This window comes from Mesorhizobium sp. M0659 (assembly GCF_040320605.1).
In the GTDB taxonomy this organism is placed as follows: Bacteria; Pseudomonadota; Alphaproteobacteria; order Rhizobiales; family Rhizobiaceae; genus Mesorhizobium.
Genome location: NZ_JAMYPY010000018.1, coordinates 93730 through 106239 on the forward strand (window position 1 = coordinate 93730; position 12510 = coordinate 106239).

At 64.3% G+C, this 12510-nt stretch carries 12 protein-coding genes; 4 read left to right on the forward strand and 8 right to left on the reverse strand.

The features are described from left to right. Positions 1 to 44 precede the first annotated feature (44 nt). From NKI31_RS24635 to ehuR, 8 genes are all read right to left on the reverse strand, one after another. Positions 45 to 1037: a cyclodeaminase gene (locus tag NKI31_RS24635; protein WP_352652778.1), complete on the reverse strand. Its 993-nt coding sequence runs from the start codon at positions 1035 to 1037 to the stop codon at positions 45 to 47. Positions 1038 to 1269: 232 nt separating this feature from the next. Further along, complete coding sequence (eutB, locus tag NKI31_RS24640; protein ID WP_352652779.1) at positions 1270 to 2256, reverse strand: hydroxyectoine utilization dehydratase EutB; 987 nt, start codon at positions 2254 to 2256, stop codon at positions 1270 to 1272. A gap of 5 nt (positions 2257 to 2261) precedes the next feature. After that, a complete protein-coding gene (gene eutA, locus NKI31_RS24645; RefSeq protein WP_352652780.1) occupies positions 2262 to 3041 on the reverse strand; it encodes an ectoine utilization protein EutA in 780 nt (259 codons plus the stop codon). Positions 3042 to 3049: 8 nt separating this feature from the next. Next, a complete protein-coding gene (ehuD, locus tag NKI31_RS24650) occupies positions 3050 to 3709 on the reverse strand; it encodes an ectoine/hydroxyectoine ABC transporter permease subunit EhuD (protein WP_352652781.1) in 660 nt (219 codons plus the stop codon). After that, positions 3709 to 4368 (reverse strand): ectoine/hydroxyectoine ABC transporter permease subunit EhuC, encoded by a 660-nt coding sequence (ehuC, locus tag NKI31_RS24655; protein ID WP_023682673.1) that lies wholly within the window; start codon positions 4366 to 4368, stop codon positions 3709 to 3711. Before ehuC ends, ehuD begins: the two co-directional genes overlap by 1 nt. A gap of 205 nt (positions 4369 to 4573) precedes the next feature. After that, entirely contained in the window at positions 4574 to 5425 is an 852-nt protein-coding gene (gene ehuB / locus NKI31_RS24660) for an ectoine/hydroxyectoine ABC transporter substrate-binding protein EhuB (RefSeq protein WP_023682674.1), read from the reverse strand. A gap of 63 nt (positions 5426 to 5488) precedes the next feature. After that, positions 5489 to 6274, reverse strand: coding sequence for an ectoine/hydroxyectoine ABC transporter ATP-binding protein EhuA (gene ehuA / locus NKI31_RS24665; protein ID WP_023682675.1), 786 nt, complete (start codon positions 6272 to 6274; stop codon positions 5489 to 5491). 124 nt (positions 6275 to 6398) lie between these two features. After that, on the reverse strand, positions 6399 to 7784 hold the full coding sequence (gene ehuR / locus NKI31_RS24670) for a MocR-like ectoine utilization transcription factor EhuR (RefSeq protein WP_023823550.1): 1386 nt from the start codon (positions 7782 to 7784) through the stop codon (positions 6399 to 6401). Between the two features lie 82 nt (positions 7785 to 7866). Here ehuR and NKI31_RS24675 point away from each other — a divergent pair, with 82 nt between their 5' ends. The 4 genes from NKI31_RS24675 (at position 7867) to NKI31_RS24690 (ending at position 12500) form a co-directional block, all read left to right on the forward strand. Then, positions 7867 to 8355 carry an Lrp/AsnC family transcriptional regulator gene (locus NKI31_RS24675; RefSeq protein WP_352446747.1) on the forward strand — a complete coding sequence of 163 codons (489 nt, stop codon included), beginning with the start codon at positions 7867 to 7869 and terminating at the stop codon, positions 8353 to 8355. Between the two features lie 129 nt (positions 8356 to 8484). Then, positions 8485 to 9978 (forward strand): NAD-dependent succinate-semialdehyde dehydrogenase, encoded by a 1494-nt coding sequence (locus NKI31_RS24680; protein WP_352652782.1) that lies wholly within the window; start codon positions 8485 to 8487, stop codon positions 9976 to 9978. Positions 9979 to 10008: 30 nt separating this feature from the next. Beyond that, a complete protein-coding gene (locus NKI31_RS24685) occupies positions 10009 to 11388 on the forward strand; it encodes an aspartate aminotransferase family protein (RefSeq protein WP_352652783.1) in 1380 nt (459 codons plus the stop codon). 8 nt (positions 11389 to 11396) lie between these two features. Next, positions 11397 to 12500, forward strand: a complete 1104-nt coding sequence (locus NKI31_RS24690) for an alcohol dehydrogenase family protein (RefSeq protein ID WP_023726286.1) — start codon at positions 11397 to 11399, stop codon at positions 12498 to 12500. Positions 12501 to 12510 lie beyond the last annotated feature (10 nt).

Genomic DNA, 12510 nt, shown 5'->3' on the forward strand with positions numbered 1-12510 from the left:
TGGGAAAAACCGGGTTGCACTTCCGGATCACGCTTTGGCCAGCATCAGCTTTCAAAAATGGTTCCGGCATTGGCGGCCCGCGCCCGGTTGCGAGCGAGCGTGGCGATCGCCGTATCCTGCACGCCGGTGCCGGTGAGGTCGGCGATGGTGATGTCGCTGGGTGAGCGCCTTCCGTGCCGTTCGCCGGCGATGATCTGGCCGAGTTCGGTGACCGCGGCATCGGCTCCCATCACGCCCGATGCGATGGCGTGATGCAGTTCTCCCAGACGCCGTGTCTGCTTGGCGCTGTCGGCGACATAGAGATCGGCCATGCGCAGGATCGCCGGCGCGATCTCGTTCTTGTGTTCGGCATCCGAGCCCATGGCGGTGATGTGCTGCCCGGCAACGACAAAGCCGGCCTTGATCAGCGGCTCGGTCGACGGCGTGGTGGTGACGATGATGTCGGCGCCGATGGTTGCTTTGGCTGCATCCGGCTCGGCGCGCACGAGAATGCCGAGCTTTTCGCGCAGCGCGCCTGCGGCCGTCTCCGCCTTGACCGCATCGCGCGCCCAGATACGTGCCTCGGCGATCGGCCGCACCAACATGAGCGCTTCGAGTTGCAGCCCGGCTTGCACGCCGGCGCCGAAGATTGCGGCGACGGACGAATCCGGCCGCGACAGATGCTTCGCCGCGACGGCGCCGGCAGCAGCGGTGCGGACATCTGTGAGATAGCCATTGTCCAGCAGCAGCGCCTCGACCACACCGGTTCTTGCCGAGAGCAACACCATGATGCCGCCCCCGCTGGGCAGACCGAGCTTCGGATTGTCGAAGAAGCCGGAGCTTATCTTAACGGCGAAACCGTCTATTCCAGGCACATAGGCCGACTTCACATCGACCTCGCCGCGCTGCTCGTGAATGTCCAACCGCAGGATCGGCGGCATCGCCACCGGCAATGTGGCGAGCGCGCGGAAAGCGTTTTCGACGCAGGCGACCGCGTCGAGATCGAGCGGCACGATTGTGCGCAGTTCCTTCTCGGTGAGGATCGTCATCCGGCTCATGTGTCGCGCTCCGTACTAGCGCGCACCACGAAGGATAGTGTTCCGTCACACCCCCCTCTGGCCTGCCGGCCATCTCCCCCGCAAGGGGGGAGATTGGACTGCACTCCTGCCTTCGCCAATCTCCAGCGCAGCAAGAACAGCGACCGCATCGAAGCTGCCGATCTCCCCCATTGCGGGGGAGATGTCCGGCAGGACAGAGGGGGGTGGGCGGGAATTCGGCGTGGGAGAGTTTTCATGCCGCGCGCTCCGCGATTGCGTCACCGCAGACGATCTTGCGATGCGTGTTCATGTCGATATTGCGGCCCGAGAGAAGAACGACCACCGGCCCGGTCGCCTTGACCTTCCCGGCAAGCAGCGCGGCGATGCCGACCGCGCCGGCGCCTTCGACGATCTCGCGCTCCTGTTCATAGGCATGCCGGATGCCGGCGGCGATCTCGTCCTGGCTGAGCAGGATGACGTCGTCGAGCAGATCGCGGCACATGGCGAAGGTCAGCCGGTTGCCGAGACCGATGCCGCCGCCGAGCGAATCCGCCAGCGTCGGCAGTTCTTCCACCTCGACCGGGCGACCGGCATCCAGGCTCGCCTTCATCGCAGCACCACGCGCCATCGAAACGCCGATGATTTTTGTCCCGGGGCTGACGCCCTTGACGGCGGCGGCGATGCCCGAGGCGAGTCCACCACCGGAGAGTTGCACCAGGACGAGAGCGGCATCCGGGACCTGCTCGATCATCTCCAGTCCGAGCGTGCCTTGCCCGGCGATGATGGCCGGGTGGTCGAAGGGCGGCAGCATCACCAGTCCCTCCTGCGCCACCAGCCGTTCGACCTCCTGCTGCGCCTCGTCCTGACTGTTGCCGATGATGCGGACATCCGCGCCAAGCCGACGGATTTCGTCGAGCTTGTTGCCCGGCACCAGTCGCGACATGCAGATCACCGCACGCATGCCTTCGAGCTTCGCGGCATGGGCCAGCGCACGGCCATGATTGCCGGTCGACGCCGCGACCACGCCGCGCGCCTTCTCCTCGGCGCTCAGCGAAGCAATGGCATTCGAGGCGCCGCGCAGCTTGAAGCTGCCGGTGGTCTGGCGGTGTTCAAGCTTGAGGTGGACGGGGATGCCCAGTCGTTCGGAAAGGCTGTGAGATAACCCTGTCGGCGTGCGTTCGATTTTGCCGGCAATTCGCTCCCGGGCGGCACGAATATCGTTAAGGGTGACTGTCGTCATGATCGTCAATCGCGCGGCAAAGGCAGCGTCATCAGACGGCCAAATTCGGGATGCGGCGTCCCGTCGCCACACAACCGCAAACAATTCCAGGCGCTGGCCTGATTGCTGGTGACGACCGGGCGGTCGATCGCCTGTTCCATCCCGGGAACCGCGAGCGCTCCGCGCAATGCGGTGCAGGACACGAACAGTGCATCGGCCTGCGCATTCGTCGCCTCACGAGCCAGGTCGGCGATCGCTGCCGGCGCAATGCGCGCCATCTCGCGATCGTCCTCGAAGCCGAGGCAGGTGAAGCTGACGATCTCAAAGCCGCGCTCGGCGAAATACGTCGCCATCGGTCTGGAGGTTTCTACGGTGTAAGGGGTGAGGATGCTGATCTTCTTGGCACCCAGCGCCTTCAGCCCGCGCACGCCTGCCATGGGCGGCGTGACCACAGGAACACCCGGCTTGGCAGACTGGATCGCCGCCTCGATCTCGGCGTCGCCAATCACCACCGAGGCCGAGGTGCAGGAGTAGCAGATCGCGTCGAGCGGCTCGTCTGGCAGGATCAGCGCGGCGCCCGCCGCCAGCTCCGGCTGCATCTTGCGAAGGTTTTCCGGCGTCGTCGGATTCTTGTAGGGAATGCGCGCGACATAGACGCCGATGCGCTCGCTCGCCACCATGCGGCGGAAATCCGGTTCGCTGGTGTGGTCGGTGGCAAGGATGATCAGGCCGACGCGCTTTTCCTGCGGGCGCGCATCGAGCGCCGGCCTTGTCGGCATCAGCCTGATTTCGGGCAGCGGTTTCATCTTGAGAATTACCTTTCGATCTTGCCGTAGCGATGTTCCAGCCAGCGCAGCAGCACGACCGAGAAGAGGTTGATGACGAGGAAGAAAGCGCCGACCAGCGTGATCGGCTCAATGTAGCGATAGTAGGTGTTGGCGACGCTCTTTGCCTGGTTCATCAGCTCCAGCACGGTGATTGCCGATAGCAGCGGTGTCTCCTTGAACATCGCGATGAAATAATTGGCCAGCGCCGGGATCATCGGTGGGATCGCTTGCGGAATGATGATGTTGGTCCAGGTCTGCGTGGCGCTCAGATTGCAGGCCTTGGCCGCCTCCCACTGGCCGCGCGGCACGTTGTCGATGCCGGCGCGATAGACTTCCGCCGTGTAGGTGCCGTAGTGCAGGCCGAGCCCGATAACGCCGGCGACCAGCGGCGGCAACAGGATGCCGAAATCCGGCAGCACGTAGAAGATGAAATAGAGCTGCACCAGAAGCGGCGTGCCGCGGATGAATTCGGCCGCCCAACCAACGGTGCGCGACAGCGCCTTGTTGGGCGAGCGTCGTGCTAGCGCGATGCCCAGACCCACGACAGCGGCCAGCACGGAGCCGAGCAGCGTTGCCAGGATGGTGATCTTCACGCCCTGGATCAGCGTCGGCAGGATCTCCCAGACGAAGTTCCAGTCCCAATCCATCAGACGCGCACCCCGTCGAGGCCGCGCGCCATGCGGCGTTCCAATGAACGCACGCCCCAGGAGATGATCAGCGCCAGGGCGAAATAGATGATCAGGATGGTGGTGAACGGCGCCAGCGTGTTACCGGTCTGCGAGCGCACGACCTGCGCCTGAAAGGTGAGATCGGCGAGCGAGATCAGCGACACCACGGAGGTCGCCTTGAGCAGTTCGATGGCATTGTTGCCGAAGGTCGGCAGCATGATCAGCAGCGCCTGCGGCAGGATGACATGGCGCATGCCTTGCCAGCGGCCGAGGTTGAGCGCGATGCAGGCCTCATATTGTTCGCGGCCGACCGACTGGATGGCGCCGCGTACCACCTCGGCCGCATAGGCGCCGACATTGAGGCCCAGCGCCAGCACACCCGCCTGCAGCGGGGTCAGTTCGAGGCCGATCAACGGCAACACGAAATAGGCAAAGAACAGCTGCACGAAGATCGAGGTGCCGCGGAAGAATTCTATATAGACGGTTGCCAGCCAGCGCAGAGCAAAGAAGCGCGACACGCGGCCCATGCCGGCGAGGAAGGCCATGATCAGGGCGAGCACCGACCCCATCAGCGTCAGCTCGATGGTGACAAGCGCTCCCTGCAATATCAGGCCGAGGTAGCCGGACCACTGGGTCATTCGGGTTCCAACGTTGGCGGTTAGCTTCCTTCTCCCCGTTCACGGAGAGAAGATGCCAGTCCACCCTCCGAAGCTGCAGCGCAGCTGCTGCGGAGGACGGGCAGGCAGATGAGGGGCAGCGCTAAATTCTCAGAACCTGGCGCCGCCCCTCATCCGGCCCTTCGGGCCACCTTCTCCCCGTGAACAGGGAGAAGGCAAAACGGCGCTATTTCGCCGCGCAGAGCTTGTCCCGCGTGGTCGACATCGCGGCTGCGGCCGAGAAGCCGTAGGGCTCGATGATCTTGGCGAACTCGCCGGATTTCTTCAGCTTGGCGAGCTCGACATCGAAGGCGTCGCGCAGGGCCTCATCGCCTTTCTTGAAGGCGGCGCCGTCGCAATAGACCGGCGCGCCGACCACCGGGGCGATGACTTCGAGGTTCGGATCGTTGGCTTTCTTGACGAGGTCGTTGATCGACAGGACGGGCAGCGAATAGGCGTCGATGCGGCCGTCCTGCAGCATCTTCAGGCCGCTCTGGCCGTCCGGCACGACGATGACGCGCTCGCGCGGCACGCCGGCGTTGAGCGCCAGCTTCTCCTCGGTGCCGCCACCGGGCGCGCCGATGGTGGCTGACGTGTCCTTGGCGACGTCCTCGTAGCTCTTGAAGCCCTTCGGATTGCCCTTCTTCACCAGCATCGCCTCGGCGTCGCACAGCACCGGCTCGGAATAGACGACCGCCGCGCAACGCTCCGGCTTCATGAACAGGCCGGCGGTGACGACGTCGAAGCGGCCGGCCTGCAGGCCGGGGATCATCGCGCCATATTCGGAGATCGAAGCGACGATGTCGGCAACACCGAGACGCTTGAAGACCTCGCGCGCCACGTCGGGCGCCGCACCCGAAACTTTGCCGTCGGCGGCGACCGCCGTATAGGGCGGCTCGTTGGCGATCGCGACGCGGGCAAAGCCCTGCGCCTTCAATTGCTCGAGCTTGCTGTCATCGGCCGAACCGGTGCTCGACGCGGCGAGCACCGCCGTCAGTGCGAGACCGGCGACGCCGGCCAGAATGCCAAGTTTCTTCATTGTTCCCAACTCCTTGTTGTCTTCTTGGTTTTGTCTGGGGCGGTCTTCCGCCCCGCAAAGCGGTCAGACACGATGTCCGGCTGCGATGATCTTCTTCAGGAAGCCTTGCGTGCGCTCCTGCTTTGGATGGCGGAAAATCTCGTCTGGTTTGCCCTCTTCGACGATCTTGCCGCGGTCGAAGAACAGCACGCGGTCGGCGAAGTCGTGGGCAAAGCCCATCTCGTGGGTGACCAGCAGCATGGTCATGTCGGTCTCTGCGGCGAGCTTGCGCATGACATTCATCACCTCCTCGACCAGCTCCGGATCGAGGGCCGACGTCACCTCGTCGAACAGCATGATCTTCGGCGACAATGCCAGCGCACGGGCAATCGCCACGCGCTGCTTCTGGCCGCCGGACAGCTGCGCCGGCATCGACTTCGCCTTGTCGGCCATGCCGACCATGTCGAGCAGTTCCATGGCCCGCTTTTCAGCGGCGGCGCGAGGCGTGCCCTTGGTCAGCATCGGCGCCAGCGTGACGTTATCCATGACGCATTTGTGCGGAAACAGATTGAACAGCTGGAAGACCATGCCGATCTTCTGCCGCATCTTGGTCAGGTGCCGCTCGTCGGCGGGCAGCAGCTGGCCGTTGCGCTCCATGTGATAGAGCTGCTCGCCATCGATCTGGATATGGCCGCCGTCGATCTTCTCCAGCGTCATCAGGATGCGCAGGATCGTCGTCTTGCCCGAGCCGGACGGGCCGATCAGCGCCAGCTTCTCGCCGGGCATGACCTGCATCGACAGGCCGTCCAGTACCTTGAACGAGCCGAAGCTCTTCGAAATGGCGTCGACCTTGATGATGGGTGAGGACAAATGAATTTCCCCTGCTGGAGAAGCCTGTGCCCTTAACGATGCGGAACGCGCCAAATCATGTCAATTGGGAAAATAAAATCATGACAATATTTCCGGCACTGCATGATTCCAGAGCAATTCCCGCTTAGATTGCGAGCAGCAGATGCTCCGGATCGCCAAGCAGCAACTTGGTGACAACGCCGAGGCCGGCGCGCAGTTCCCCCTCGGTGGTCGAGCCGAGCGAGATGCGCACCGCCGGATGCCAGGGCGCATCCGAGATGCGGAAGGAGGTGCCGGGCGCGATCGCCACGCCTTGCAGGCGGGCCTGGGCGACGAAGCTTTCCTCGGCACGGTCCGCGGGCAGTTGCAACCAGACATGCAGCCCGTCGCGCCTGGCGCGATAACCAACCCCGCCCAGCACCTCGGCTGCGATGTCCTGGCGGCGGCGCAATGCCGCCCGCTGCCAGCGAACGAGTTCCATCGCCGTGCCGTCGGTCACCCATTTGGTGGCGATCTCGGCCACCAGCGGCGTCGCCATCCAGTTCGACACCAGATGCCGGTTGGCAACGGCGGCGACATAGCGGTCGGGCGCCGCGAGATAGCCGATGCGCAGGCCAGGTACGGTGATCTTGGTGAAGGAAGTGACGTAGAGCGTGCGCTCCGGCGCAAAGGCGGCGACCGGCGGCGGCCGGTCCTCGATCAGCGGACCCAGCACATCGTTCTCGATGATGGCGATGTCGTGCTTGCGCGCGACCGCGGCGATCTCTTCGCGCCGCCGAGCGTCCATCAGCGTCGCCGTCGGGTTGATCACCGACGGTTGCACGAATACCGCGCGAATGTCGGTGAGCCGGCAGACCTCGTCCAACGCCTCCGGGATCAGGCCATTGCCGTCGATCGGCAGGCCTTCCAGGTTGAAGCCGAGATAGCGCGCCAGCGGCACCAGCGTGTGGTGGCCGATGGCCTCGGTGGCGACAGTCGATCCCGGCGGCGCAACGCTCATCAGCGCCACGGTCATCCCGGCGGTCGCGCCATTGGTCAGGCTGATATTCTGTGCGGAGGTGTCGAGCCCACACAGTTTCAGCCATTCGACAGCCACCGCGCGGTGACGCGGGAACACCATGTTGGGCCGGAACGACAACGCCGAACTGGATGGCAGGTTTTCGGCCAGCCAGCCCAGCGCCTGCTTCAGCCGCTCCAAATGCATCGGCTCGCAGACCGGCTTCAGGATTGACAGATCGATGACCTCGCCGAGGCGCTCCGGCAGATAGGGCGGCTCCGGGTCGCGGCGCTGCGTCTGGACAAAGCTGCCACGGCCGATCTCGCCCGAAATCAGGCCGCGCCGGATCAGTTCTTCGTAGGCGCGGCTGACCGTCTGCACCGACAGTTTTAAATCGTCTGCCAGCCTTCGATGCGTTGGAAGCCGCGCGCCCTTGGCCAGCCGCCCGTCATGAATGGCGCGGGCGAACTGGTCGGCCAGCGTTTGATAGGCTGGCCGGCGGATGAGCGCAGGGTCGGGTTGCCATAATGTCATGACTTAATAGAGATCGAAATCAGTGCAATTGACAATCGAAATAATGCGCCGTCATGGTGATGCCGACAAAAAGCGGACGCCGATGACATCAAAACTCGACGCGGTCGACCTCAGGATACTCGACGCCATCCAGCGCGACGGGCGCATCACCAAGCTGGCGCTGGCCGAACAGGTCGGGCTGTCGCCGACGCCGTGCTGGATGCGGCTGCGCAAGCTGGAGAAGGCAGGCATCGTCTCGGGCTACCACGCCAGGATCGCCATGCGCGTGGTGGCGCCGGTCGCCACCGTGTTGATGGAGGTGACGCTGGCCAGCCATCGCCAGGCCGATTTCGACCGCTTCGAACGCGTCATCCGCGACATCCCCGAAATCGTCGCCTGCTGGTCGGTGGGCGGCGGCGTCGACTATGTGGTCAAGGTGATGACGCGCGACATCGACGCCTATCAGCGGCTGGTCGACGGCCTGCTGCAGCGCGAGATCGGCATCGACCGCTACTTCACCTACATCGTCACCAAGACGGTGAAGGACGAAATCGTGCTACCGATAGCCGACCTGTTGCCGGCGTCGGCATAAGCCCGGAGAGAATGTCTGTCGGGGCGGCACAATAGAGAGACTCTCTCTCCTTCAGGGCGTCGAAACAGTCTCTCTGTCTGCATGTGACGGATAGTCTTCCCGCATCGTCCGATCCGGGAGGCCTCGACCATGTCCGCGCATTTTGCCCGCTCGCATCGCCATGAGGCACTCGACCGCCTCTCCGACCGCCGGCTGCTGCGCGAGCTTGCCTATGTCGATGGGCATTGGACCGCGAGCGAAGCGGCCGAAAGCTTTGAAGTCACCGATCCGGCCACAGGCGCGACGGTCGCGTTTGTCGCCGCGCTCGATGCGCAGCAAACGACAAGGGCAATCGGTGCCGCCGCGCGTGCCTTCCCGGCTTGGCGGTCACTGCTGCCGCAGGAGCGGTCGAGAATTCTGCGAAAATGGTTCGAGCTGATCATCGCGGCGAAAGACGACCTTGCCCTGCTGATGACTTTGGAACAGGGCAAGCCGCTGCAGGAATCGCTCGGCGAAATCGACTATGCCGCCTCTTTCGTCGAATGGTATGCCGAAGAGGCAAAGCGCCTCAATGCCGAGAGCGTCACCAGCCATCTGCCGAATGCCGAGATGATGGTGAGGCGCGAGCCGCTCGGTGTCGTCGGCGTCGTCACGCCTTGGAATTTTCCGGCGGCGATGCTGACCCGCAAGGCGGCGGCCGCCCTTGCCGCCGGCTGCACCATCGTCGCGCATCCTTCATCCGAGACGCCGCTGTCGGCGCTGGCGCTGGCGGAACTTGGCGAGCGCGCCGGCATCCCCGCCGGTGTCTTCAACGTCATCACCGGAAGGGCTGCAACCATCGTCGGCCGCATGTGCGAAGACCCGCGCGTCCGCGCCATGAGCTTTACCGGCTCGACGGAGATCGGCCGGTTGATCGCGGCACAGAGCGCGCCGACGATGAAGCGGCTGGTGATGGAGCTTGGCGGCCACGCGCCGCTGATCGTCTTTGCCGATACCGATCTGGACAAGGCGGTGTGCATCGCCATCGATGCCAAATTCGCCACCTCCGGCCAGGACTGCCTCGCCGCCAACCGCATCTACGTCCAGCGCCCCATCTACGATCGCTTCTGCGCCGCCTTCGCCAGGCGTATCGAGGCGCTGCGCACCGGCAACGGCCTTACCAACAAGATCGACATCGGGCCGCTGATGCATGAGCGTGCCGTCGCAAAGGTCGAAGAGCAGGTCGCCGATGCCATCGCTCGTGGCGCGCGCTGTCTCACCGGCGGCAAGCGGCATCAGGCCGGGCCGCTGTTCTACCAGCCGACGCTGCTGGCCGACGTCAGCGACGAAGCGCTGATCATGCGCGAGGAGACCTTTGGGCCGGTCGCCGCCGTCACGCCGTTCGACAGTGAGGACGAAGTGATCGCCCGTGCCAACGCCACAGAATATGGCCTGGTCGCCTATGTCGTTACCGAGAACGGCGCCCGCCAGCAGCGCCTGGGCCGCGCGCTCGACTACGGCATGCTCGCTATCAATCGCGTCAAGATCACCGGCGCGCCGATCCCATTCGGCGGCGTCAAGCAATCCGGCATCGGTCGCGAAGGCTCGCGCCATGGGCTCGAAGCTTTCACCGATCTGAAGTACCTCTGCCTGGACGTCGCATAGTCCGTCCGGCCATCCCTCAAGGAGTCAAAAATGCTCAACCAGTCCAACGAACTCAACGCCTGGGATCGCGACCATTTCTTCCATCCTTCGACCCATATGGGCACGCATGCGCGAGGCGAGAGCCCGACCCGCATCATGGCCGGCGGTGAAGGCGTCACCGTCTGGGACAACAATGGCAAGAAGAGCATCGATGCCTTTGCCGGTCTCTATTGCGTCAATGTCGGCTATGGCCGCCAAAAGATCGCGGATGCCATCGCCACCCAGGCGAAAAACCTCGCCTACTATCATGCCTATGTCGGCCACGGCACCGAGGCCTCGATCACGCTGGCCAAGATGATCATCGACCGCGCGCCGAAGGGCATGAGCAGGGTCTATTTCGGGCTCTCCGGTTCGGACGCCAACGAGACCAACATCAAGCTGATCTGGTACTACAACAATGTGCTGGGACGGCCGGAGAAGAAGAAGATCATCTCGCGCTGGCGCGGCTATCACGGCTCGGGCGTGATGACGGGATCACTGACCGGGCTCGACCTGTTCCACAACGCTTTCGACCTGCCGCGCGCGCCGGTCCTGCACACGGAGGCGCCCTATTATTTCCGCCGCGCCGACCGCTCGATGAGCGAGGAGCAGTTCTCGCAGCATTGCGCCGACAAGCTTGAAGAGATGATCCTGGCCGAAGGTCCCGAAACCGTCGCCGCCTTCATCGGCGAGCCGATCCTCGGTACTGGCGGCATCGTGCCGCCGCCGGCCGGCTACTGGGAGAAGATCCAGGCGGTGCTGAAGAAGTATGACGTGCTGCTGGTCGCCGACGAGGTGGTGACGGGCTTCGGCCGTCTGGGCACCATGTTCGGCTCCGACCATTACGGCATCAAGCCGGACCTCATCACCATCGCAAAGGGGCTGACCTCGGCCTATGCGCCGCTGTCGGGTGTCATCGTTGCCGACAAGATGTGGCAGGTGCTGGTGCAGGGCTCCGACAAGCTCGGTTCGCTCGGCCATGGCTGGACCTATGCCGCGCATCCGATCTGCGTCGCCGCAGGTGTCGCCAATCTCGAACTGATCGACGAACTGGACCTGGTAACGAACGCCGGTGAGACCGGCGCTTATTTCCGCGCCGAACTGACCAAGGCTGTCGGCGGGCACAGACACGTCGGCGACGTGCGCGGCGATGGCATGCTGGCGGCGGTCGAATTTGTCGCCGACAAGGACGACCGGGTGTTCTTCGACGCCTCGCTCAAGATCGGGCCGCAAGTGGCGACAGCACTTGCCGCCAGCGGCGTCATCGGCCGCGCCATGCCGCAGGGCGACATACTAGGCTTCGCGCCGCCGCTCTGCCTGACGCGTGAGGAAGCCGACATCGTCGTTTCGAAAACCGCCGATGCCGTCAACAGCGTGTTTTCCAATCTCTGAGATCGACCATGAATGCCATGACCAAGACCCTCCCCGCCACCATGGCCGCCGTGCTGCTCACCGGGCATGGCGGACCGGAAAAGCTCGTCTATCGCAGCGATGTGAAAGTGCCTGTGCCTGCCGCCGGCGAGGTGCTGGTTAAGGTCAGCGCTTGCGGTATGAACAACACCGATGTCTGGGTACGCCAGGGCGCCTATGGCACGGAGGAGGACGCTGCCGCCGTGTCGACGTGGCGGCGGCAAGGCAACACGCTTACCTTCCCGCGCATCCAGGGCACCGACACGGTCGGCACCATCGCTGCCGTCGGCGAAGGCGTTTCCCCGGGCCGTATCGGCGAACGGGTAATGGTCGATTTTTCGATCTACAACCGCGACGACGATTCCCTCGCCGACATTGACTATATGGGCCACGGTCGCGACGGCGGGTACGCCGAGTACCAGACGGTGCCGGGCGAGAATGCGCATTTCGTCGATACTGACATGAGCGACGTCGAACTCGCCACCTTCTGCTGCGCCTACCTCACCGGCGAACAGATGCTGGAGCGCGCCGGGCTGAAAGCCGGCGAACGCGTGCTGGTCACCGGCGCCTCAGGCGGCGTCGGTTCCGGCATCGTGCAGCTGGCGCGGGCGCGCGGCGCCATTCCCTATGCGGTCGTCGGCAAGGGCAAGGAGCAGGCGGTGCGCGACATCGGCGCCGAAGCGGTCATTACCCGTGGGGTTGCCGATCTTCCCGCCGCCGTGAATGAAGCCACTGGCGACCAGCCGATCGATGTGGTCGCTGATCTCGTCGGCGGCGCGATCTTCAACGACCTGCTGCGCATCCTGCGACCTGAAGGCCGCTACACCACCGCCGGCGCCATCGCCGGCCCGGTCGTGCAGCTCGATCTCAGGACCATGTATCTCAAGCAGCTGCAACTGCACGGATCGAGCCAGGGCACGCGCGCCGACTTCCGCCGCATCATTGGATACATCGAAGCGAAGAAAATCCGGCCGCTGGTCGGCGGCGTCTACAGGCTCTCCGATTTTCACAAGGCGCAGGCAGACTTTGTTGCCAAGGACTTCGTCGGCAAGCTGGTGGTTGTGCCGGACGCCATGTGGAACATCCGCGCATAACGGCTCCCAA

Coding starts and splice junctions, on each gene's coding strand:
- NKI31_RS24675 (WP_352446747.1), top strand. CDS start 7,867: ATGACATCAAAACTCGACGCGGTCGACCTCAGGATACTCGACGCCATC.
- ehuD (WP_352652781.1), bottom strand. CDS start 3,709: ATGGATTGGGACTGGAACTTCGTCTGGGAGATCCTGCCGACGCTGATC.
- NKI31_RS24635 (WP_352652778.1), bottom strand. CDS start 1,037: ATGAGCCGGATGACGATCCTCACCGAGAAGGAACTGCGCACAATCGTG.
- NKI31_RS24690 (WP_023726286.1), top strand. CDS start 11,397: ATGAATGCCATGACCAAGACCCTCCCCGCCACCATGGCCGCCGTGCTG.
- eutB (WP_352652779.1), bottom strand. CDS start 2,256: ATGACGACAGTCACCCTTAACGATATTCGTGCCGCCCGGGAGCGAATT.
- NKI31_RS24685 (WP_352652783.1), top strand. CDS start 10,009: ATGCTCAACCAGTCCAACGAACTCAACGCCTGGGATCGCGACCATTTC.
- eutA (WP_352652780.1), bottom strand. CDS start 3,041: ATGAAACCGCTGCCCGAAATCAGGCTGATGCCGACAAGGCCGGCGCTC.
- NKI31_RS24680 (WP_352652782.1), top strand. CDS start 8,485: ATGTCCGCGCATTTTGCCCGCTCGCATCGCCATGAGGCACTCGACCGC.
- ehuB (WP_023682674.1), bottom strand. CDS start 5,425: ATGAAGAAACTTGGCATTCTGGCCGGCGTCGCCGGTCTCGCACTGACG.
- ehuR (WP_023823550.1), bottom strand. CDS start 7,784: ATGACATTATGGCAACCCGACCCTGCGCTCATCCGCCGGCCAGCCTAT.
- ehuC (WP_023682673.1), bottom strand. CDS start 4,368: ATGACCCAGTGGTCCGGCTACCTCGGCCTGATATTGCAGGGAGCGCTT.